This is a genomic window from Streptomyces sp. NPDC027672 (assembly GCF_055566335.1).
In genome coordinates this window covers 490,674-510,334 of record NZ_JBVHSO010000003.1, presented here as the reverse complement: position 1 = coordinate 510,334, position 19,661 = coordinate 490,674, and the positions used below count along the sequence as shown (strand labels likewise).

Genomic DNA, 19,661 nt, shown 5'->3' with positions numbered 1-19,661 from the left:
GAGCACGCGGAACGACAGCGTACGGTTGAAGCATGAACGTCACGCGAGGCTTCACGGGCCGCCCGCGCGCCGCCGGTCCGGGACTGCCGCCCGGGCAGTACGACGCGCGCGGGGACTGGCCCGTCCTGTCCGCCGAGGTCACCCCGGACCTCGCGCCCGCCGACTGGTCCTTCCGCATCGACGGCCTGGTCGACAGCCCGCACACCTGGGACTGGGACGCCGCGCACGCGTTGCCGGCGGCGGCGTACGAGGGCGACATCCACTGTGTGACCGGCTGGTCGAAGTTCGGTGTGCGGTTCGGCGGTGTCTCACTGGACGCCTTCTTCAGTGTGGTGCGGCCACATAAGTCCGCTACACATGCCCTCGCCTACTCCCACACCGGTTACACCACCAACCTGCCGCTCGCCGACCTGACCGGCGGACGGGCCTGGATCGCCTGGGAGTACGACGGCGCGCCGCTGCCGGCCGAGCACGGCGGTCCGGCGCGACTGCTGGTGCCCCACCTCTACTTCTGGAAGAGCGCCAAGTGGATCGCCGGCATCACGCTGCTGGACCACGACGAGCCGGGCTTCTGGGAACGCAACGGCTACCACGCGCGCGGCAATCCGTGGCAGGAGCAGCGGTACTCCGGTGACTGAGACGGTGACGGGGACGACGACTGCCGTGACCCGGTTCGCGGTGCCCGGGCGGATCGCGGTGGACGGCGGGACGGCCTCGCGGTGGCAGACCGCCACCGTGACGGAGATCCGCCGCGAGACACCGCACGCGGCCACGTTCCGCCTGGCGGTGCCGGCGTGGGCGGGGCATCTGCCGGGCCAGCACCTGATGCTGCGGCTGACCGCCCCGGACGGCTACAAGGCACAGCGCCACTATTCGATCGCGTCGGCGCCGGACGAGTCCGGGCACATCGAGCTGACCTTGGACCGGGTGCCGGACGGCGAGGTCTCCGGCTGGTTCCACACCGTGGCCCGGCCCGGTGACACGATCGAGGTGCGCGGCCCGCTGAGCGGTTTCTTCGCCTGGCCGGGCGACCGGCCCGCGCTGCTGCTCGGGGCCGGCTCCGGGGTCGTACCGCTGATGTCGATGGTGCGGCACCACCGGGCGCGCGGGCTCACCGTCCCGCTGCGCATGCTGGTGTCGGCGCGCAGTCCCGAGGAGCTGATCTACGCGGCCGAGCTGGGCCCCGAGACCACGCCCGTGTTCACCCGCAGCGCCCCGCCCGGGGTGCCGGTGGGACGGATGACGGCCGCACATGTGGCGCCGCTCCTGGCCGAGCAGCCGGACGGTGGGTGGGAGGCCTATGTGTGCGGATCCAACGGTTTCGCCGAGCACGCTTCCCGGCTGCTGGTGGCGGCGGGCCAGCCGGTCGACCGCATCCGCATCGAACGGTTCGGCTGAGCGGACGGGACCGGGCCCGGGCCGCCGCCCCCCATCCCAGGAGCCCCGCCGTGCCCCGCCGATCCCGCCGTGCACCGCGATCCCGGTGGCCCCGCGGCCCGGCTCATCCCGCAGGCCCCACCGACCCCGCAAGCCCCACAAGCCCCGCAAGGCCCCGCCGACCCCGCAAGGTGCCCCCCCGTGACCGCTCCCCCGCTCGCGCCGGCGGCTCCCGGGCGCGATCGTGGGGCGCGGGGCTGTCCTCGTGCGCCTGATGGGCCGGAACTCGCGGTTCGCGGTGTGCGCGAGGTGCGCCGAACGGGGTACGAGACCTGAGGACGCTCGTGTGCGTGGGCGGGGGGCCGGCGGTCCGGCTCCCCCTTCGGCAGCGAGGAGGTGGACATGCGGACCCGGGTGCGGGGCTGGCGCTGGCGGCGCAATCCGCTGCGGCGCCGGTCGGACGTCGTGGAGGCGTGGACGGTCCTGGTGGTCACCGTCCTCATGCTCGTCGTCGCTCCCCTGGTCGGTGCCGCGGCGGGCCTGCACGCCCACGATGAGGCCCGGGCGCTGGCCGCGGTGCAGCGGGCCGAGCGCCATCAGGTGCGCGCCGTGGTGATCGACGAGCCGTCCCGGCGGCCGTCCACCGAAGGAGACCACCGGCTCCCCTACCGCGCCCAGGTGCGCTGGGCCGAGCCGGGCGGTGATGTGCGGACGGTGTGGACCCGGGTGCCCGCCGGGTCCCGCCCCGGGAAGCCGGTGACGGTGTGGCTCGACTCCCGGGGCCGGAGTGTGGCGCCGCCCCCGGACGACATGGCGGTGTGGCAGCACACGGTGACCGTCGGGCTGTGCGCGGCGGCGGGCACGGCAACGGTGGTGTTCCTCGGCCGCACGGTCGAGCGGCGGATCGCCCTGCGCCACCGGCTGGCCGAGTGGGAGCGGGAGTGGGAGCGGACCGGACCGCGGTGGACCCAGCCACGGACGTGACCGGTGGTCCGGTCACCGGCCTCCGGTCGGGCATGCGCGCGCCGGTCGGGAGCAAGCGCTTGCCCGCCCGCGGACCAGGAGTGTTCGTCCCGTCGGCGCGGTGACCGCCGGACGGTCCGGTCCGCGGTGACCCTGGCGAGTGGTCCGATCACCCACGTACCGTGAGGCGGCACACCCGACACACTCTTTCGTCACCAAGGCGGTTGTTGATGGCCCTGTTCGATCTTCCTCTCGACGAACTCCGCGCGTACCGCAGCGAGTCCACCGAACCGGAGGACTTCGACGCCTTCTGGGAGAAGACGCTCCAGCAGGCCCGTGAGCACGAGCTGAACGCGCGCTTCGAGCGCGTGGACGCCGGTCTGACCACGGTCGAGGTCTACGACGTGACGTTCGCCGGGTTCGACGGCCAGCCCGTCAAGGGCTGGCTGCGGCTGCCCGCCGGGGCCACGGAACCGCTGCCGCTGGTCGTGGAGTTCGTCGGCTACGGCGGCGGACGCGGCCTGCCGCAGGAGAACCTGCTCTGGGCGTCGACGGGCCGGGCGCACTTCCTGATGGACACCCGCGGGCAGGGCAGCGCCTGGGGCGGCGGCGGTGCGACGGCGGACCCGGTGGGCGCGGCGCCGGCGTACCCCGGGTTCATGACGCGGGGCATCGACGCCCCGGAGAACTACTACTACCGCCGGGTGTTCACGGACGCCGTGCGCGCGGTGGAGGCGGCGCGCTCGCACCCGCTGGCCGACGCGGCGCGGACCGTGGTGTCCGGGGCCAGCCAGGGCGGCGGCATCACGCTCGCCGTCGCCGGGCTGGTCCCCGACCTGGTCGCGGTCGCCCCGGACGTGCCGTTCCTGTGCGACTTCCCGCGCGCGGTGACGCTGACGGACCGGCACCCGTACCGGGAGATCGGCCTGTTCCTCAGGACGCACCGCGGGCGCTCGGCGGAGGTGCGGCGCACGCTGTCGTACTTCGACGCGGTGCACTTCGCGGCCCGGGGCCGGGCTCCGGCCCTGTTCTCGGTGGCCCTGGAGGACGAGACGTGCCCGCCGTCGACCGTGTTCGCCGCGTTCAACGCGTGGGCGCACCAGGACAAGGCGATCGAGGTGTACGACTTCAACGACCACGAGGGCGGCGGGCCCTTCCACGACGCGGTGAAGCTGCGCTGGCTGCGGTCGTACGCCTGACGGCCGCCGGCGGGCCGGTCCGGGCCGCACCACCCCTTTCCTCCTGTCCGACCAGTCGGTACGTTCGGGGCGTCCGGGCCGCCGGCCGGCGCGGCCCGGTTTCCCGGCGACGACGGAGGGCCCATGTCCACGCAGGAGACACCGAGGACCGCGAACACGCCCGTGCCGATCCACGGGCACTGCGCTCCGCGGTTCGCGGCGGTGCGGGAGGCTTTCGAGGAGAACTTCCGCGAGCGCGGCGAACTCGGCGCGGCGGTGGCGGTCACCGTCGCCGGGGAGACGGTGGTGGACCTCTGGGGCGGCTGGGCGGACGCGGCGCGGACCCGGCCCTGGGAGCGGGACACCGTGGTGAACGTGTGGTCCACCACCAAAGGGCCGGTCGCGCTGTGCGCGCACCTGCTCGCCGACCGGGGGCTGCTCGACCTCGACGCGCCGGTGGCCGCGTACTGGCCCGAGTTCGCCGCGGCGGGCAAGGAGAAGGTGCTGGTACGGCACCTCCTGTCACACCGCGCGGGGCTGTCCGGATTCCGGGAGCCGCACACCCTGGAGGAGTTGTACGACTGGGAGCTGACCACCGCGCGGCTGGCCGCCATGGCGCCCTGGTGGGAGCCGGGCACCCGGTCGGGCTATCACCCGCTGACGTACGGCTTCCTGGTCGGCGAGGTCGTACGGCGGGTCTCGGGGCTGCGGCCGGGGGCCTTCCTGGAGCGGGAGGTGACCGGGCCGCTCGGGGTCGACTTCACGATCGGCCTGCCGGCGCGGGACCACGGCCGGGCGGCCGGCCTGGTGCACCGGCCGGCCGGGTCGTCCGCCGAACGGGAGGCCGCTCTCGGCCTGTTGCCGCCGGCCGTGCGGGCCGCCCTGACCAATCCGGCCGTCGGGGCCGCGCAGGCGAACAGCGCCGGCTGGCGGTCGGCGGAGATCCCCGCGGCCAACGGTCACGGCACGGCGCGTGCGGTGGCGGCGCTGTACGGCGTCTTCGCGGGGCGTGGCGCGCACGGCGGCCTGCGGCTGCTGTCACCGGAGGCGGCGGAGCGGGTGCGCGAGGGCCAGGGCCGCTGCCGCGATCTGGTGCTCGGGGTGGGCCTGGAGGGCGAGACCGAGGCCGGGCTCGGGGTGTGGCTGAGCGGGCCGCAGGGCTCGTACGGCCCGAATCCACGTGCTTTCGGCCATGACGGGTTCGGCGGTTCCTGCGGGCTCGCCGACCCGGAGGCCGGGGTGTCCCTGGGCTATGCGATGAACCGGATGGGGTCGCGCATCGCCGACGATCCGCGGAAGTCGGCACTGGTGGACGCGCTGTACCGCGCACGCTGAACGAGTGCCGTGGCGTCGGGTGACCGCCGTACAGACGGGTGGATTCCGGTCGAACCAGCGGACCGGCCTTCCCTTGTGGTTTAGACCAATGGTAATTGTGGTCGCGCAACGAGCCCGTATGACTACGTCTTGTCACCGACAGGAGGCGCGGCATGGCCCGCACCACCCCGCACGACCCCCCGCCCGGCGACGGCCGGCCCCTGTACGGACGGATAGCGGCGCTGCTGCTCGGCGAGCTGCGCGCCGGCACCATTCCGCCGGGTGAACGGCTGCCGGGCGAGCGGCATCTGGCCGCGCACTTCGGGGTCAGCCGGGAGACCGTCCGGCAGGCGCTGGAGGTGCTGCGCCGCAGCGGGGTGGTCGCCACCGACCGGCGGGGCAGCCATGCCACGCTGCCGGGCCGGCCGGTCGAGTCACCGGAGTCGCTCACCTTCCCGGTGGGCGCCCGGCCGGCGCACCCCTGTGCGGTCGACCGGGCCACGGTGGCCTGGGAGGCGCCGTCGCCCGAGCACGCCCGGGCGCTGGGTCTGGCCCCGCACCGGCCGACGCTGGTGCACCGCTACCGGTCGGTGACGGAAGACGGACGGTCGCTGCGGACGGCGGTGACGACGTTCTCGGCGGTGGCCCTGGCCGAGGTGGCGGAGCTGGCCCGCTACCGGGGCCGGGCCGACGGGGCCACACCCGCGCAGTTGCGCCGGGCCTACGACTGGATGCGCAAGGCCGGGCTCTCGCTGCACCACCGGGACTGCATCACCCAGGTCGGCGACGCCTCCTCGGTCCTGGTGACCCGGCGTGTGCACGACCAGTACGCACGCCCGCTGGAGATCACCGATCTGGTGGTGAACGCCGAACAGGAGGCGCTGGTCTACGAGTTCACCCTGCCCGCCGCGGGCTGACCGGGCGAGCCGTCCGGAGCCGGCGCACGGGCCACCACCAGCCGGCCGCGCGGGGCACCGTCCGCCCGGCGGCCGAACCCGGGCAGGGCGCGCAGCTCGACCGCGAAACCCGCCCGCTCCAACTCCCGCAGCACGGTGCCGAGTCGCAGCGCCCGGTAGTACATGACGAACGGCGGCCGCCACAGCGCGTTGCGCACCCGCATGGCCGCGTCGAAGCCGAGCAGCAGCCAGAAGGCGGGGTGCCCGGGCCGGGGCGGGGCGAAGACCGGGAAGGCGAACCGGCCGCCGGGCCGCAGTGCCGCCCGGACCCCGGCGAAGAGGCCCGGCAGTTCCCCCGGCAGGAAGTGCCCGAAAGCGCCGAAGGAGACGACGAGATCGAAGGCGGCGGCGAACGGCAGGGCCCGGGCGTCGGCCCGTACCCAGGTGACCCGCGGCGCACCGGCGGTCCGCACCCGGTGCCGGGCGACGTCGAGCATGCCGGCGCTGAAGTCGACCCCGGTGACGCCGCGCCGGCACAGCCCGGTGAGCAGCCGGGTCCCGGCGCCGGTGCCGCAGCACAGGTCGAGTCCGTCCGTGAACGGGCCGAGCGGGGCGAGCGTCGCGGCCACGGAGTCCAGTACGCCGTCGGGTGTACGGAACGGCGTGCGGTCGAACTTCGGCGCGAGCAGGTCGTAACCGCGTTCGACGGACGACAGCGCCTGCACGGCGAGTTCGCGGCAGGTGGGGCCTTCGGGACCGAACATGGCAGCAGCCTACGGCGGCGCCGCGGACCGCGGGTGTGCGCTCGGCCGGCCGCGGGGGCCGCCGTCAGCCGAAGGTGTCGCGGCACAGGCGGACGATCGCGGGCGAGGCCATGCCGTCCGCCCGGCGGCACAGGTCGCGCATCCGGGTGGCGGCGGACGGGCGGGCACGCGGGAGCCGCTGCCGCACGGGCGCGCGCCGCTCGGGGCGCTCGCCCCGGGCGCGCGGGGCGGCGGGAACCGTGGCCCGGGGCGGTCCGGCGGGTGCCGGTCCGCCGTGGGACGCGGAGTCCCGCGGCGGCCGGACGGCCCGGTCCGGACCTCCGTGACCGGTGCGGACGAGTGCCGCTCCGGACCGTGACTCCCGCACCGGGGCGGGGAGTCCCGACGGTGTCGCGGCCGGGCCGCTCGTCTGGGCGCGCCGGGAGCCAGCGTCGGGCGGGGCGGCGGGGCTGACGGTGGTGCAGCCGGCGACGCTCACCAGCGCCGCCACCAGCAGCGGAAGAAGTCGGCGAGGCACCCGCCCACTGTGCCGCACCGTCCGGCGTCACGGCTCGCCCCGCGCCCGAGGACCACCCCGACGAGCGACCGGCCGGGCTGACGCACCGCGCCCGGCGGGAGGGCTGGCGCGCGCGGGCGCGTCGGCCACCGGTCCGCGGGTCAGTCCCGGAGCCGCTTCAGCGTGGCCTTGGCATCGGTCTTCAGCCAGCCGGTCACCTCGGTGAGCGTGGGCGGGTCCTTGTCCGTGCCGTAGGAGGTGAGGTACAGGCTGTAGGTCATGAGGTACGTCACCCAGCCGTCGCGGACGGCGAGGGTGGCGTACCGGGAGCCGCCGGAGGAGCCGGTCACGGTGTCCTGGCTGATCAGGTACGCCTCGTCGCCTATGCCCTCCACCGGGTCGGTGTCGTAACCGGTGTGGCTGGAGGCGTAGTTCTTCCAGGTGGCGGTGAACTCGGGTCCGGGGTCGGTGCTCTTGTGCAGGTCGAGCTGCATGCTCAGATAGGCGTCCGCGTACGACGAGCCGGTCTTCTTCAGACCCAGGCTGCAGTAACTCTCCTCCAGCGCCCGCTCCTTGAGCGAGGTGTGGGTCGGGGCGGAGTCCTTCTCGGGATACTCGCCCGTGAAGGACGAGTAGTCGGCGCCGGAGCACATGCTGGCGGGTGACGCGTAGCCGCGCAGGTCCGCGCCGCCGTCCTTGCCGCCGGCCAGGAAGACACCGGCCGCCCAGGCGGCGGAGGCCACGACCGCGCCGACGGCGGCCCACAGCACCGCCCGGCCGGCCCCGCCGCCACGGACCGTGACGACGGGCGGCACGGGTGCGTACCCGGGCGGCTGCGCGTACGGGTTCCCGGGCTGCGGCGGGCCCGGCGCCGGCCGGCCGACCAGTGTGGGCTGCGCGTAGAAGGCCCCGGGCGGCGGCTGCGGGTCCGGGTGCGGAGAGGCCGCCGGCTGCGGCGGGACGGCCGGCTGCCGGCCGGGTTGGTCGTCCGGCGGGCCGGCCGGCGGCGGGGACTGCGGTGGCGTGGACATGCCGCGAAGGTAGTACACGCCCGGAGGTCACGTTTCCAGACGCCCGCAATCGTTACGGTCTGCGGACGTCTGCCGTATATCCGGCCGGGAATCACACGTTCCGGTGGTTTGTTGCAGCAGTAGCGGACACCGCATCCCAACGGGTGGTAGCGTGCAGTCAGCACGTGTGCACGCCCACAGTGGGCGCCGGTGCCAGTCTCTTTCTCTCGGCTGACTGTGCTCGCCGCTGTCCCGGATCCCCCGGTTCCCGGCGCGTCAGCTTCCCGGCTCCACCTCGTGACCGGCCCTTCCCGCCGTGTCCGAGGCGCCGTTTCCGCCGCCCCCCGGAGGCTCCGCAGACGCCTCCCGCTCGCGGCCTCGCTCCCGCTTGTCTTCCCCGTACCGTCCGCGAAAGGACTCCCACATGACCACCACACTCGAACGCTCCTCCGAGGCCCGGCAGTCGTCGGCCGTCCCGCTCGTCACCGGTGTCCTGGACATCGACACCCACGGGAAGGGACATCTGCGGTCCGCGGGCCTGCTCCCCGCCCCCGCCGATCCGCAGGTCGCCCCGGCCCTGATCCAGCGCCACGGACTGCGCAAGGGCGACCTGATCGAGGGCGTCCGGGGCGCCCAGCGGACGCTGACCGAGGTCGCGCGGATCAACGGACGCGCACCCGGCGAGCCGGGCGCCCGGCGGCACTTCCGCGACCTCACCCCGCTCCACCCGCACCGGCGCCTGCGCCTGGAACACCCCGCCGCCCGGCTGACCGGACGCGTCACCGATCTGCTCGCGCCGGTCGGCAAGGGTCAGCGCGGCCTCATCGTGGCCCCGCCCAAGAGCGGCAAGACCGTGCTGCTCCAGCAGTTCGCCGCCGCCGTCGCCGGCAACCACCCCGAGTGCCGGCTGATGGTCCTCCTGCTCGACGAGCGGCCCGAGGAGGTCACCGAGATGCGCCGCTCGGTGCGCGGCGAGGTGTACGCGTCCACCTTCGACCGGTCGCCCAAGGAGCACATCGCCCTCGCCGACCTCGTCGTGGAGCGGGCCAAGCGGCTGGTGGAGGCCGGTGAGGACGTCGTCATCCTGATGGACTCGCTGACCCGGCTGTGCCGGGCGCACAACAACGCCTCCGCCGCCGGCGGCCGTACGCTCAGCGGCGGTGTCGACGCGGGCGCCCTGCTCGGCCCGAAGCGGTTCTTCGGCGCCGCGCGCCAGGCCGAGGAGGGCGGCTCCCTCACCATCCTCGCCACGGCGCTGGTGGAGACCGGCTCCCGCGCCGACGGCTTCTTCTTCGAGGAGCTGAAGGGCACCGGCAACATGGAGCTGCGGCTGGACCGTGAGCTCGCCACCCGGCGTGTCTTCCCCGCCGTGGACATCGACGCCTCCGGCACCCGCCGCGAGGAACTCCTGCTCACCCCGGCCGAGTTGACGGCCGTACACGGTCTGCGCCGCGCCCTGCGCGCCCGGGAGACCGGTCCCGCCGCCGCGGAGACCCTCCTCGAACGGCTGCGGGCCACTCCGGACAACGCCGCGTTCCTGCGGCAGATCCGGCCCACGCTGCCTGCCGCCTGACGCCCGGCCCGGACGGCCGGTGCGGCATCCGGGTTGCACGGCGCCCCGAACGGCCCGGGCAGCGCGATGACTGCGGCACCTGTTCGTAGGTTGATCATATGGTCATCGGATTCTCTTATCGTGCGGCAGTGTCGGCCTGCGCCCTCTGTGTGGCGGGCCTGCTGGTGCTCACGCCCGCCGCTGCCGCCGCCGGACACCCGGCCGGGGAACCCGCCCCGCCCCGCCCCCGGGCCGCGATGCCCGGCCCGGCCCTGCTGTACCACTCCGGCACCCAGGTCCGGCCGCACCACGGCGCACCCGCACTGCCGGAGGTCTCGGCGCTGTCCTGGCTGGTCGCCGACGCGACCGGCGGAGAGGTGCTGGCCGCCAGCGACGCGCACCGCGAACTCCCGCCCGCCAGCACCCTGAAGACCCTGTTCGCGCTCACCGTGCTGCCGGTGCTGCCCGGCGGACTCCAGCACACCGTGCGGTACGACGAGCTGGCCGACGTAGGCGAGGGCAGCAGCCTGGTCGGCGTCGAGGAAGGGCACACCTACCAGGTGGCCGACCTGTGGCGCGGGGTCTTCCTCAGCTCCGGGAACGACGCCGTGCACGTGCTCGCCCGGCTCGGCGGCGGCTGGGAGGCCACGGCCGCCCGGATGCAGGACAAGGCCCGCTCGCTCGGCGCCCTGGACACCCACGTGGTCTCCCCGGACGGCTACGACGCCCCCGGCCAGGTGTCCTCCGCCTTCGACCTGGCGGTGTTCGGCCGCGCGGGCCTGCGCAACGCCGACTTCGCCCGGTACTGCTCCACCGCCGTGGCTGATTTCCCCGGTGACGGTTCGCCGTACCCCATCGAGAACACCAACCGGCTGCTGACCGGCGAGGACGGCGTGACGCCGTACCCCGGGCTCATCGGCATCAAGAACGGCTACACCAGCAACGCCGGCAACACCCTGGTGGCCGCGGCGCGCCGGGACGGGCGCACCCTCGTGGTGAGCGTGCTCAACCCGCAGGCCGACGGCGGGCTGACCGTGTACGAGGAGGCCCGCGCGCTGCTCGACTGGGGGTTCGCGTCGGCCACGCGGGTGGACCCGGTGGGCTCACTGGACGGGCTGCGCCCGCCCTCCCGCCCGGTGCCGTCCGCCGCGCCGGTGGCGGCGGCCGGCGCACCGGCGCGGGACGACGCGTCGGACTGGTCCGGCACGGCCGTCGTCGCGGGGCTCTCCGGGCTCGGTGCGGGAGCCGTGGCGCTGGCGCTGCGGGCCAAGGGCGGCCGGTCGGCACGCGGCTGACCCGCCGGCAGTCCGGGCCAGACCCAGGCGCGGGTGTCACCGCCGGGAAACCCTAGGGGCGCAGGAGGCGTCGGACCACAGCCGCACCGCGCTGGTCCACCGCACCGCGTACCGGTCCGGGCTGCGGGGAGGGAAGGATGACGGTCAGAACACCGACAGGCCCGTGAGGGTCGTGAACCGGTCCAGGGCCGCGACGCCCGCCACCGAGTTGCCGCGTTCGTCCAGGCCCGGGCTCCATACGCACAGCGTGCAGCGGCCCGGTACGACCGCGATGATCCCGCCGCCGACCCCGCTCTTGCCGGGCAGGCCCACCCGGTAGGCGAAGTCGCCGGCCGCGTCGTAGGTGCCGCAGGTCAGCATGATCGCGTTGACCTGTTTAGCCTGGCTGCGGCTGAGCAGCCGGGAGCCGTCGGCGCGGATGCCGTGCCGGGCGAGGAAACCGGTGGCGAGGGCCAGGTCGGCGCAGGAAGCGGCGATGGAGCACTGCCGGAAGTACTGGTCGAGCAGGACCGGCACCTCGTTGTCGATGTTGCCGTAGGACGCCATGAAGTGGGCGAGGGCGGCGTTGCGGTCGCCGTGCGCGGTCTCGGAGGCGGCGACCTCCCGGTCGAAGTCCAGCTCCGGGTTGCCGCTCTCGGCGCGCAGGAAGGACAGCAGTTCGCCGGCGGCGTCCCCGGTACGGGTCTGGAGCCGGTCGGTGACAACGAGGGCGCCCGCGTTGATGAAAGGATTCCGCGGGATGCCGTTCTCGTACTCCAGCTGGACCAGGGAGTTGAACGGGTTGCCGGACGGCTCGCGGCCCACGTGCTCCCAGAGCGCGTCGCCCTCGCGGGCCAGGTCCAGGGCGAGCGTGAACACCTTGGTGATCGACTGCGCGGAGAACGGCTGCCGCCACTCCCCCACCCCGTACACGGTGCCGTCCGGCTCGGCGACGGCCATGCCGAAGCTGCGCGGATCGCAGGCCGCGAGCGCCGGGATGTAGTCGGCCGGACGGCCGCGGCCGGGGGTGTGGCTGATCTCCTCGGCGATGCGTTCCAGGACCGGCAGGAAGGCGGTGGACGACGTCGTTGTCATGATCACCATTGTGCCTCCAGGCCGGTCCCGGCGCCTCATCGTGCCGACGTCACCGCAGGTCAGGTAGCCGGTACGACCGCGGGACAGGCCGCCGGCCCGGCTGTGGCGGCCGTCCGCCCGGATGCGGTGCCGATGCCTCCAACGGGCGCCGTTTTTCTGGGTAATGGGGAGTCCGGCCACCCCCATGGTGTGCGGCCCGGGCCATCAAGCAGGACGCCACCGCGACCTGGAAGAAGACCTGCGGACATCATCCTCCGTTGGCCTTCGTCGACGACGGAAGAGGCGGGAGCGCTGGGCCGGTGGCCGGCCTGCTCAGGCCGGGCGACGCGGGCAGCAACACCGCCGCCGACCACATCACCACCACTCAACTCGCTCTGGCCTTGATGCCGAAGAAGGTTCCTACCCACTCCGAAGGCGAAACGCGCGCTGGTCTGGATGCCCACGCTTGCTCTGGCCGGCGAAACCCGCAGGTGGGCCGCTGGCCTGGACCGAGTGATCGCCAACTCCCCGGCACGGCTCGAAGCTCTAGCAGTCTGGTTACCGCCGGAGGGAGAACAGCTCCGGTCCGGGCCGGGGACACACCTTCAGCCGGGGTCGGGTATCCGGACGCCGCAGGGCAAGTGACCACCCGTACCACGGCTGGACCGAAGGCCCTGTCCGCGATTCGGCCCCCGCCCAGCGCGACCGCCAGGACCGCGTCCAGCAGGATCTTGCCCGGAGCGTGCACCGTCCGCGAATGGGCGCCAGGGCATCAACGCCGTCGGTATCGCCCGATCCACCCCGGCCTTGCGGATCGTCTCGACCACCCGATCCACCCCGGCCCTGCGGATCGTCTCGACCAGCAGCACGGCCCAGGCCTGGGACCCTATCTCTTGTCCGCCGTCCTCGACGCGGACGCGTGGATAGGACCCGATACGCTTCTTCACCTGGGAAGCGCCTCCGACGGTGGCAAGGGAAAAGGCCTCGACAATCCTCGTTCTTGCTGTTCAGAGGCACTTTCCCGCTTACCTGACCACCCGTCGGCAGTACGTTTCACCAACCGTGCGCGGTCAGGGGTTCCGAGGCTTCACGGGCTCCCATCGCAGCCGTCGGGTCGGCCAGGGTGCCGGCTCGGCCTGGCCGAACCAGATCCGGACGTCCTCCCCGGTCCGGACGGGCAGGCGGGGGAAGTCGTTCTCGGCGTGCTCGGTACGGTGCAGCGCGTGGTCCGGGCCCAGGTGCCGGGCGGCGTAGACGTCGAAGCCGGCCGCGTCGGTCGGATGGCAGATGGTCACGAGCACCTCGTTCGTATCCGGCTCAGGCATGAAGCCCGGACCGCGCAGCAGCAGGACGTCGTCGCTGTCGATCATGGTGGCGTTGGCGGTGTCGCGGTGCTTCTGCCAGACCGGGCCGGTGTAGAACGCCTCCAGCGCGCGCCGGCGGTGCGCCATGTCGGGGAACCCGCGCAGCCAGACGAAGCGGTCCGGGTCGTCCAGGTCGCGGAACCGGCCGCCGACGGTGATTCCGACCGCCTGCTGACCGGTCACGAACTCGCGCTCGAACAGCTCGATCAGCGTCTCGCGGGCGCCGGGATGCAGGGTGTACTGCCGGAGTTCGACGATGCTCATGCGGTGGCCCGCCCGGTACGTGCGAGGTCCATGGTCCAGTTGTCGTCCATGTGCCGCAGGTTAGGTCCGCTCTGCTGACACCAACTGTCAGTGGATACTGGCGGCATGCGTGCGAGCCGGCTGGTCACCCTGCTTCTGCTCCTCCAGAACCGCGGCCGGATGACGGCCCGGCAACTGGCCGAGGAACTGGAGGTCTCGGTCCGGACGGTCTACCGGGACGTCGAGGCGCTCGGTGCCGCCGGCATCCCGCTGTACGGCGCCGCCGGGCACGCGGGCGGCTACCGGCTGGTCGACGGTTACCGGACCCGGCTCACCGGACTGACCGTGGACGAGGCGCGGGCCGCGTTCCTCGTGGCGCTCCCCGGTGCCGCTGCCGAACTCGGCCTCGGCGAGGCGCTTGCCACCGCCCGGCTCAAGCTGCGGGCCGCCCTTCCGGCGGAGCTGCGCGCGCACGCCGAGCGGATCCAGGAACGCTTCCTGCTCGACGCCCCCGGCTGGTACGGCGACGTCGACCAGGTGCCTCACCTGGCCGCGGTCGCCGCCGCGGTGTGGGCGCGGCGAGCGGTGGTGCTGCGGTACCGGCGCTGGCGGGCGCCGGAGGAGATCGAGCGACGGGTGGAGCCGTACGGGCTCGTCCTCAAGGCCGGCCGCTGGTACCTGGTCGCCGGTGGACCGTCCGGGATCCGCACCTACCGAGTCGACCAGATCCTCGGAACACGGCCGCTGGAAGAAGAGTCCGTCACCCCGGACGGCTTCGACCTGGCCGCATACTGGAACGTCCATCTGGCCGACTTCCGAGCGCGACTGCACACCGCGGACGCCCTGGTGCGGCTCACCCCAGAGGGCGCCCGCCGCCTCGGCGTGACACCCACGGGCGACGGATGGACGGAGGTCCGCGTGCCCATCGAGTCGATCGACCACGCTCACCGAGACTTCCTGCGGCTGGGCGCCGACGTCGAGGTCCTAGCACCGGCCGAACTACGCCACCGCATCGCCCAGACGGCACGAACCCTGGCCACCCGGTACGAAGGATGACCCCTGGGCAGAAGGTTCTCCCCGCTTGGCAGCCAACGACTCGGTTACGAGCTGCACGAAGGCCCCGCCGTCACGTTCAACGGGGAGAACGTCATCGTCGCCCAGGCGCTGGTCTGGCCGACGCGGTCGTAGGGACCTTCACTCGTCGGACAGACACACCCGATCAACTGATGAGCCCATCAAAGAGACCCTCTCAGGCGGCAGCGGTGGGTGCGGTCGGCTCCAGTGCGTCCACCGGCCGTACCCGGCCGACCGGCCTGCCGCCCCCGAGCAGCGGCTCTCCCGCGAACTCCGTGAGCAGTCGCGGGTCGACACCCGCGAGCGCGAGCGCCGCCGCGGCGACGGGGATGCGCGCCCGGTTCGCGCCGTCGGCTATCTTCACGGCGACAGCCGTGCCGTCGGGCAGCGCGGCCACCTGCACGCCCTCGAAGCCGTCCTTGGCGAGCAGGCCCGGCACGGCCCGCATCAGCGCGGCCACGTCGCGTCCCGAGCCGGAGGCCATCTCGGCGTGCTCGCGCATCGCGGCGGCGACCCGGGCCTCGGGGGTACCGGGCGCGGCGGAGGTGATCCGGGCCAGGGCGCGGGCGAGGCCGTGCAGGGAGACGGCGAACAGCGGAGCCCCGCAGCCGTCCACGGTGACCCGGGCGACGGGCTGGCCGGTCAGTTCCTCGACGGTGCGGGCGATGGCCTGCTGAAGCGGGTGCGCCGGGTCCAGGTAGTCGGGGAGGGACCAGCCGTTGAGCTTGGCCGTCCACAGCATGGCGGCGTGCTTGCCGGAACAGTTCTGGGCGAGGCGGGAGGGCAGGCGGCCCTCGCGGACCCAGGCGTCCCGGACGACCGGGTCGAACGGCAGGTCGGGCACGTTGCGCAGGTCGTCCTCGCCGAGACCGGCGAGTTCGAGGATGCGCCGGGTGCCGGCGAGGTGCCGCTCCTCGCCGGAGTGGCTCGCGGCGGCCAGCGACAGCAGTTCGCCGTCGAGCGGGAGGCCGGCCCGCAGCATGGCCACGGCCTGGACGGGCTTGAGCGCCGAGCGCGGGTAGAAGGCCGCCTCTATGTCACCGAGCTGGAACCGCACCCGGCCGTCGGCACCATGGACGACGACGGAGCCGTAGTGGACACCCTCCACCACGCCGCCGCGGACGAGGTGGGCGACGGGAGTGTGGAGGGGCTCACGGACGACGGGGGCGCCGGCGGGGGAACTGCTGTACATCATTTCCTGCATCTCAAGGTCGGGATCGGCCGGTACGCGGGTCACGCGCCGGCGCCGGTGGAGGTGGAGGTGGGGATCGCGCGGTCGCGGCTGCCGTACCGACCCGCAGCCGGTGCCGCGACCGCCGGCAGCGGACAGGGCACGGTGGTGCCGCCGCCGGTGAAGGCCAGGAACGCGCGGTCACGGCCGCTATACCGGCCCCCAGCCGGTGCCGCCACCGTCGGCGGCGGACAGGCCACGGTGGCGTGCCCGGGGGTGTCCGTGCAGCCGGGTGCCCGCGTAGAGCCGGTGAGCGGCGTCCTGCCGTACGGGAGCGGGCCGTGACCCTTCGGGTGGGTGGGGCCGGGTGCCGTCATGGCGTTCACGTCCCGGCTCCGTCTGCCGCCCGGGTGTCCGTCCGCTGCGGCCGCACGATGTCGGTGAGGCTCGTCTCGACCCGGTCCAGGTGGTGGCTCATGGCGGCCACCGCGTCCCGCTCGCTGCCGTCGGCCAGCGCCTCGACGATCGCCCGGTGCTCGCGGTCGGACTGCTCGCGGCGTCCGCCCAGCTCGTTGAGGAAGGCCGACTGACGTGCCAGCGCGTCGCGGATCTCCTCGATGACCCGGCGGAAGACCGGGTTCTGGGCGGCCTCGGCCACGCCGAGGTGGAAGAGGGTGTCCATCGCGACCCAGGCGGTGGTGTCGGTCTCCCGCTCCATGCGGTCGAGGAGGTGCGCGAGGTGGTCCAGGTGCTCCGGGGTGCGGCGCAGGGCGGCGTAGCCGGCGACCGGGATCTCGATGTGGCGGCGCACCTCCAGCAGGTCGCTGGCCGCGTAGTCGCCGAAGGTGGGGTCCTCGACGGTGTCCGCGACGACGAAGGTGCCCTTGCCGGTCCGGGAGACCGTGAGGCCCATGGTCTGCAGCGCGCGCAGCGCCTCGCGCAGCACCGGCCGGGACACCTCCAGGGTGCGGCACAGCTCGGCCTCGGAGGGGAGCTTGTCGCCGACGGCGTACCGGCCGCGCTCGATGGCGTCGCGGAGGTGGCCGAGCACTGCTTCGAGGGCGCTGACGCGCCGGGGAGCGAGACCACCTGTCTGGCTGTCTGACAGGTTCACGGAGCGATCCTGCGCGGTGGCGGCCGGGAGTGTCAAGGCGGGGAGACGCGCACGGGGTGCGGCGCCCGTGTCCGGGCGTCCGCACCCCGTGGGTGCTCGGCGGTGGCGGCTCAGCCGCTGAGCGTGCCGGTGGCGAGCAGGCCGAGCAGCAGGGCGCCGACGATGATCCGGTAGATCACGAAGGCGTTGAAGGAGTGCTTGGCGACGAACTTCAGCAGCCAGGCGATCGAGGCGTAGGCGACGACGAACGACACGATCGTGCCGACGGCCAGCGGGGCGGCGCCGACCCCCGCGCCGAGGGCGTCCTTCAGCTCGTACAGGCCCGCGCCGGTGAGGGCCGGGATGCCGAGGAAGAAGGACAGCCGGGTGGCGGCGACGCGGTCCAGGTCCAGGATGAGCGCGGTGGACATGGTGGCGCCGGAGCGGGAGAAGCCGGGGAAGAGCAGGGCGAGGATCTGGGAGCAGCCGACCCACATCGCGTCCTTGAAGGACGTGTCGTCCTCGCCGCGCTTGTGCCGGCCCATCTGGTCGGCGGCCCACATCACACCGGAACCGGCGATCAGCGAGCCGGCGACCACCCACAGGGAGGCGAGCGGGCCGTCGATCAGCGGCTTCGCGGCCAGGCCCACCACCACGATCGGGATGGTGGCGGCGATCACCCACCAGGCGAACTTGTAGTCGTGGTGGTAGCGCTCCTCGCGGTGGGCGAGCCCGCGGAACCAGGCGGTGACGATCCGCTTGATGTCCTTGAAGAAGTACACGAGCACGGCCGCGATGGCGCCGACCTGGATCACGGCGGAGAACCCGACGACGGACGCGTCGTCGACGGGGATGTCCATGAGCCCTTCGGCGATCTTGAGGTGGCCGGTGGAGGACACCGGCAGGAACTCGGTCACCCCCTCGACTACTCCGAGGACGACGGCCTGACCGACGGAGATGGCACTCATGGGATCCAGTTCTGAGGAAGGGTTGGTCGACAATGCTGTAGACAGTACTCACGGCGCGGGGCCGCGCGGCGAGCGCCTATGCCCACAGGAGGCCGGCGAGTGAGAAACCGGTGAACGCCGCCGCGAGTCCCGCCGCCACGCTCGCCACGACGTTCACGGCAGCGTAGAGGCCGGAGCCGGCCTCGGTCAGCCGCAGGGTCTCGTAGGAGAAGGTCGAGTACGTCGTCAGCGCGCCGCACAGCCCGGTGCCCAGCACGAGCCGCAGATCGGGACCGACCGCCCCGGCCGAGGCACCGCCCGTGACCAGCCCGAGGACCAGGCAGCCGGTCACGTTCACCACGAAGGTGCCCCAGGGGAAGAGCGAGTCGTGCCGGGCCTGCACGGCGCGGTCGGTGAGGTAGCGCAGGGGCGCGCCGACCACGGCGCCCGCGACGACCAGCAGCCAGTTCACAACGACTTCTTACCCTCCGGGTCCGTTTCGTCCGGACCGTGCGCACCCCGCGTCCACCGGACGACCTCGCACTCCTCCAGGGTCACGAGGCACGCGTCGGCCAGTTCGCCGAGGCGCGGCAGGAACGCCCGGACCCGCTCCTCGGCGTCCACCACGACCACCGCGACCGGCAGGTCCTCGCTGAGGGACAGCAGGCGGGAGGTGTGGATCCGCGAGGAGGCGCCGAAGCCCTCGATGCCCCGGAAGACGCTGGCGCCGGCGAGTCCCGCGGCGTGCGCCCGGTGCACGATCTCGGCGTAGAGCGGCCGGTGGTGCCAGGTGGCGTTCTCGCCGACGTAGGCCGTCAGCCGCAGCACGCGGCCGGTGAGGGACGTCATGGCCGCCTCCCGAGGAAGACCCGGCGGGCGGCGGCCGAGGCCAGCCACACCGCCGCGAGGGCCGCGCACAGTGTCACGGCCAGATAGGCGAGGGCGGAGCCCGGGCGGCCGGCGCCGGCCAGTGTGCGGATGTCGACCGCGTACGTGGAGAAGGTCGTGTAGCCGCCGAGCACACCGGTACCGAGGAAGGGCCGCAGCAGACGGTGGGCGGCCCACACATCGGTGACGAGCACCATGAGGACGCCCATGGCGGCACACCCGGAGACGTTGGTCCACAGCGTCGCCCAGGGGAAGCCTCCGGGCGGGGTGGGCCAGGCGAGCGTGAGCGCGTAGCGGCCCGTCGCGCCGAGCGCGCCGCCGGCCGCCACGACCGCGACGACGGGCGCCTGGGCACGCCACCCGGACCGCCGGGGCGGTGCGGGGCGGACGCCGCGGGTCTCCGTTTCCGGGGCTGTCATCTGGTACGTCTCCTCTTACGGCCCCTGCCCCGTCGGGCGATCAAGGCCGCACCCAGCGTACCGCCGCCTCAGCCGGCGGCCGGCCGGGCGCAGACGGCCACCCCGGGCTCGCGGAGGCTGCCCAGCACCAGGTGGTCGCCGGTCGCGCAGACGCTGGTGACCATGCGGAAACCGGACCGGCGGCGGGTGAGGTGGTGCACGACGCGCCCCTGGTCGTCCACGGCGACGACGCCCGCGGTCCCGCTCGGGCGGTACGGCGCGTGTACGGCGGCCCGCGCGGTGCCGCGCCGGACGGCCGGCGCGGCGCGGTGCAGCAGGCGCAGCGCGGGTACGGGCGGACTGGCCAGGGCGAACCAGATCGGGCCGCCGGGGCCCTCGCGCCAGAGGTCCGCCCGGCACGAGGGCCCGGCCCGGTACGAAAGCTCCGCCCGACGCGAAAGCCCCGCCCAGCACGAGGGCCCGGCCCGGCGCGAGGGCCCGGCCGCCGTGTCGCGGCCGGGCCCGGGCCTCGTCCGACGCCGCGCAGGCGCCCTCCGGGCGAGGGTGCGCGGGGCCGGGCGGGCT

Annotated in this window: 20 protein-coding genes and 4 pseudogenes; 11 read left to right on the top strand and 13 right to left on the bottom strand. The window is 73.9% G+C overall.

Translation table 11 applies throughout. The features are described 5' to 3' along the window. Positions 1-32: 32 nt before the first annotated feature. From ACZ4SV_RS10295 to ACZ4SV_RS10270, 6 genes are all read left to right on the top strand, one after another. Positions 33-638 carry a sulfite oxidase-like oxidoreductase gene (locus tag ACZ4SV_RS10295; RefSeq protein WP_468003092.1) on the top strand — a complete coding sequence of 202 codons (606 nt, stop codon included), beginning with the start codon at positions 33-35 and terminating at the stop codon, positions 636-638. Between the two features lie 4 nt (positions 639-642). Further along, a complete protein-coding gene (locus ACZ4SV_RS10290; RefSeq protein WP_468003397.1) occupies positions 643-1,398 on the top strand; it encodes a ferredoxin reductase in 756 nt (251 codons plus the stop codon). 381 nt (positions 1,399-1,779) lie between these two features. Next, positions 1,780-2,361: an Rv1733c family protein gene (locus ACZ4SV_RS10285; RefSeq protein WP_468003090.1), complete on the top strand. Its 582-nt coding sequence runs from the start codon at positions 1,780-1,782 to the stop codon at positions 2,359-2,361. A 209-nt stretch (positions 2,362-2,570) separates the two neighbouring features. After that, positions 2,571-3,539 (top strand): acetylxylan esterase, encoded by a 969-nt coding sequence (locus ACZ4SV_RS10280; RefSeq protein ID WP_468003088.1) that lies wholly within the window; start codon positions 2,571-2,573, stop codon positions 3,537-3,539. 123 nt (positions 3,540-3,662) lie between these two features. Continuing rightward, positions 3,663-4,853, top strand: a complete 1,191-nt coding sequence (locus ACZ4SV_RS10275) for a serine hydrolase domain-containing protein (protein ID WP_468003086.1) — start codon at positions 3,663-3,665, stop codon at positions 4,851-4,853. A gap of 152 nt (positions 4,854-5,005) precedes the next feature. Beyond that, positions 5,006-5,749: a GntR family transcriptional regulator gene (locus ACZ4SV_RS10270; RefSeq protein ID WP_468003084.1), complete on the top strand. Its 744-nt coding sequence runs from the start codon at positions 5,006-5,008 to the stop codon at positions 5,747-5,749. Here the strand turns inward: ACZ4SV_RS10270 and ACZ4SV_RS10265 are convergent. The 3 genes from ACZ4SV_RS10265 to ACZ4SV_RS10255 form a co-directional block, all read right to left on the bottom strand. Beyond that, a complete protein-coding gene (locus tag ACZ4SV_RS10265; RefSeq protein WP_365883425.1) occupies positions 5,719-6,492 on the bottom strand; it encodes a class I SAM-dependent methyltransferase in 774 nt (257 codons plus the stop codon). The genes ACZ4SV_RS10270 and ACZ4SV_RS10265 overlap by 31 nt on opposite strands. A 64-nt stretch (positions 6,493-6,556) precedes the next feature. Next, positions 6,557-7,009: a hypothetical protein gene (locus tag ACZ4SV_RS10260; RefSeq protein ID WP_468003081.1), complete on the bottom strand. Its 453-nt coding sequence runs from the start codon at positions 7,007-7,009 to the stop codon at positions 6,557-6,559. Between the two features lie 140 nt (positions 7,010-7,149). After that, positions 7,150-8,019, bottom strand: a complete 870-nt coding sequence (locus ACZ4SV_RS10255) for a hypothetical protein (RefSeq protein WP_468003079.1) — start codon at positions 8,017-8,019, stop codon at positions 7,150-7,152. 403 nt (positions 8,020-8,422) lie between these two features. Between ACZ4SV_RS10255 and rho the strand changes: the two genes are divergently transcribed. Together rho and ACZ4SV_RS10245 are read left to right on the top strand one after the other, a co-directional pair. Next, the gene (gene rho / locus ACZ4SV_RS10250) at positions 8,423-9,571 is read left to right on the top strand and encodes a transcription termination factor Rho (RefSeq protein WP_468003077.1); all 1,149 of its coding nucleotides are present in this window, start codon (positions 8,423-8,425) and stop codon (positions 9,569-9,571) included. Positions 9,572-9,669: 98 nt separating this feature from the next. Continuing rightward, positions 9,670-10,845: a D-alanyl-D-alanine carboxypeptidase family protein gene (locus ACZ4SV_RS10245; protein ID WP_468003075.1), complete on the top strand. Its 1,176-nt coding sequence runs from the start codon at positions 9,670-9,672 to the stop codon at positions 10,843-10,845. Between the two features lie 144 nt (positions 10,846-10,989). Here the strand turns inward: ACZ4SV_RS10245 and ACZ4SV_RS10240 are convergent, their stop codons facing one another. After that, a complete protein-coding gene (locus ACZ4SV_RS10240; protein ID WP_397937409.1) occupies positions 10,990-11,928 on the bottom strand; it encodes a glutaminase in 939 nt (312 codons plus the stop codon). A 185-nt stretch (positions 11,929-12,113) separates the two neighbouring features. Between ACZ4SV_RS10240 and ACZ4SV_RS10235 the strand changes: the two are divergent. Further along, positions 12,114-12,314: pseudogene (locus ACZ4SV_RS10235) on the top strand (IS1380 family transposase); the annotation flags it as partial. A 206-nt stretch (positions 12,315-12,520) separates the two neighbouring features. On the opposite strand, the pseudogene ACZ4SV_RS10230 reads toward ACZ4SV_RS10235, so the two are convergent. Continuing rightward, positions 12,521-12,845, bottom strand: a pseudogene (locus ACZ4SV_RS10230) (hypothetical protein); the annotation flags it as partial. A gap of 123 nt (positions 12,846-12,968) precedes the next feature. Next, a complete protein-coding gene (locus ACZ4SV_RS10225; RefSeq protein WP_468003072.1) occupies positions 12,969-13,526 on the bottom strand; it encodes an NIPSNAP family protein in 558 nt (185 codons plus the stop codon). Between the two features lie 105 nt (positions 13,527-13,631). Here ACZ4SV_RS10225 and ACZ4SV_RS10220 point away from each other — a divergent pair, with 105 nt between their 5' ends. Together ACZ4SV_RS10220 and ACZ4SV_RS10215 are read left to right on the top strand one after the other, a co-directional pair. Next, the gene (locus ACZ4SV_RS10220; protein ID WP_468003070.1) at positions 13,632-14,561 is read left to right on the top strand and encodes a helix-turn-helix transcriptional regulator; all 930 of its coding nucleotides are present in this window, start codon (positions 13,632-13,634) and stop codon (positions 14,559-14,561) included. Between the two features lie 39 nt (positions 14,562-14,600). Further along, positions 14,601-14,693, top strand: a pseudogene (locus ACZ4SV_RS10215) (DUF1737 domain-containing protein); the annotation flags it as partial. Positions 14,694-14,754: 61 nt separating this feature from the next. On the opposite strand, the gene ACZ4SV_RS10210 reads toward ACZ4SV_RS10215, so the two are convergent. From ACZ4SV_RS10210 to ACZ4SV_RS10180, 7 genes and pseudogenes are all read right to left on the bottom strand, one after another. Continuing rightward, positions 14,755-15,771, bottom strand: coding sequence for an asparaginase (locus ACZ4SV_RS10210; RefSeq protein ID WP_397970781.1), 1,017 nt, complete (start codon positions 15,769-15,771; stop codon positions 14,755-14,757). A 361-nt stretch (positions 15,772-16,132) separates the two neighbouring features. After that, positions 16,133-16,864: a FadR/GntR family transcriptional regulator gene (locus ACZ4SV_RS10205; RefSeq protein WP_468003068.1), complete on the bottom strand. Its 732-nt coding sequence runs from the start codon at positions 16,862-16,864 to the stop codon at positions 16,133-16,135. 110 nt (positions 16,865-16,974) lie between these two features. Beyond that, a complete protein-coding gene (locus tag ACZ4SV_RS10200) occupies positions 16,975-17,811 on the bottom strand; it encodes an undecaprenyl-diphosphate phosphatase (protein WP_365876760.1) in 837 nt (278 codons plus the stop codon). A gap of 76 nt (positions 17,812-17,887) precedes the next feature. Further along, on the bottom strand, positions 17,888-18,262 hold the full coding sequence (gene crcB, locus ACZ4SV_RS10195; RefSeq protein WP_397937405.1) for a fluoride efflux transporter CrcB: 375 nt from the start codon (positions 18,260-18,262) through the stop codon (positions 17,888-17,890). Further along, positions 18,259-18,639 (bottom strand): DUF190 domain-containing protein, encoded by a 381-nt coding sequence (locus ACZ4SV_RS10190; protein WP_468003065.1) that lies wholly within the window; start codon positions 18,637-18,639, stop codon positions 18,259-18,261. Before ACZ4SV_RS10190 ends, crcB begins: the two co-directional genes overlap by 4 nt. After that, entirely contained in the window at positions 18,636-19,097 is a 462-nt protein-coding gene (locus ACZ4SV_RS10185; protein WP_365876766.1) for a fluoride efflux transporter FluC, read from the bottom strand. The genes ACZ4SV_RS10190 and ACZ4SV_RS10185 overlap by 4 nt, the downstream gene beginning before the upstream one ends. A 68-nt stretch (positions 19,098-19,165) precedes the next feature. After that, positions 19,166-19,486: pseudogene (locus ACZ4SV_RS10180) on the bottom strand (SMP-30/gluconolactonase/LRE family protein); the annotation flags it as partial. Between the last annotated feature and the right edge of the window lie 175 nt (positions 19,487-19,661).

Bases quoted from the DNA above. Each gene is read 5' to 3' on its own strand.
- ACZ4SV_RS10210 (WP_397970781.1), bottom strand. From the start codon at position 15,771: ATGTACAGCAGTTCCCCCGCCGGCGCCCCCGTCGTCCGTGAGCCCCTC.
- ACZ4SV_RS10275 (WP_468003086.1), top strand. From the start codon at position 3,663: ATGTCCACGCAGGAGACACCGAGGACCGCGAACACGCCCGTGCCGATC.
- ACZ4SV_RS10185 (WP_365876766.1), bottom strand. From the start codon at position 19,097: ATGACAGCCCCGGAAACGGAGACCCGCGGCGTCCGCCCCGCACCGCCC.
- ACZ4SV_RS10270 (WP_468003084.1), top strand. From the start codon at position 5,006: ATGGCCCGCACCACCCCGCACGACCCCCCGCCCGGCGACGGCCGGCCC.
- ACZ4SV_RS10200 (WP_365876760.1), bottom strand. From the start codon at position 17,811: ATGAGTGCCATCTCCGTCGGTCAGGCCGTCGTCCTCGGAGTAGTCGAG.
- ACZ4SV_RS10245 (WP_468003075.1), top strand. From the start codon at position 9,670: ATGGTCATCGGATTCTCTTATCGTGCGGCAGTGTCGGCCTGCGCCCTC.
- ACZ4SV_RS10240 (WP_397937409.1), bottom strand. From the start codon at position 11,928: ATGGTGATCATGACAACGACGTCGTCCACCGCCTTCCTGCCGGTCCTG.
- ACZ4SV_RS10285 (WP_468003090.1), top strand. From the start codon at position 1,780: ATGCGGACCCGGGTGCGGGGCTGGCGCTGGCGGCGCAATCCGCTGCGG.
- rho (WP_468003077.1), top strand. From the start codon at position 8,423: ATGACCACCACACTCGAACGCTCCTCCGAGGCCCGGCAGTCGTCGGCC.
- ACZ4SV_RS10190 (WP_468003065.1), bottom strand. From the start codon at position 18,639: ATGACGTCCCTCACCGGCCGCGTGCTGCGGCTGACGGCCTACGTCGGC.
- ACZ4SV_RS10280 (WP_468003088.1), top strand. From the start codon at position 2,571: ATGGCCCTGTTCGATCTTCCTCTCGACGAACTCCGCGCGTACCGCAGC.
- ACZ4SV_RS10295 (WP_468003092.1), top strand. From the start codon at position 33: ATGAACGTCACGCGAGGCTTCACGGGCCGCCCGCGCGCCGCCGGTCCG.
- ACZ4SV_RS10255 (WP_468003079.1), bottom strand. From the start codon at position 8,019: ATGTCCACGCCACCGCAGTCCCCGCCGCCGGCCGGCCCGCCGGACGAC.
- ACZ4SV_RS10225 (WP_468003072.1), bottom strand. From the start codon at position 13,526: ATGAGCATCGTCGAACTCCGGCAGTACACCCTGCATCCCGGCGCCCGC.
- ACZ4SV_RS10220 (WP_468003070.1), top strand. From the start codon at position 13,632: ATGCGTGCGAGCCGGCTGGTCACCCTGCTTCTGCTCCTCCAGAACCGC.
- ACZ4SV_RS10265 (WP_365883425.1), bottom strand. From the start codon at position 6,492: ATGTTCGGTCCCGAAGGCCCCACCTGCCGCGAACTCGCCGTGCAGGCG.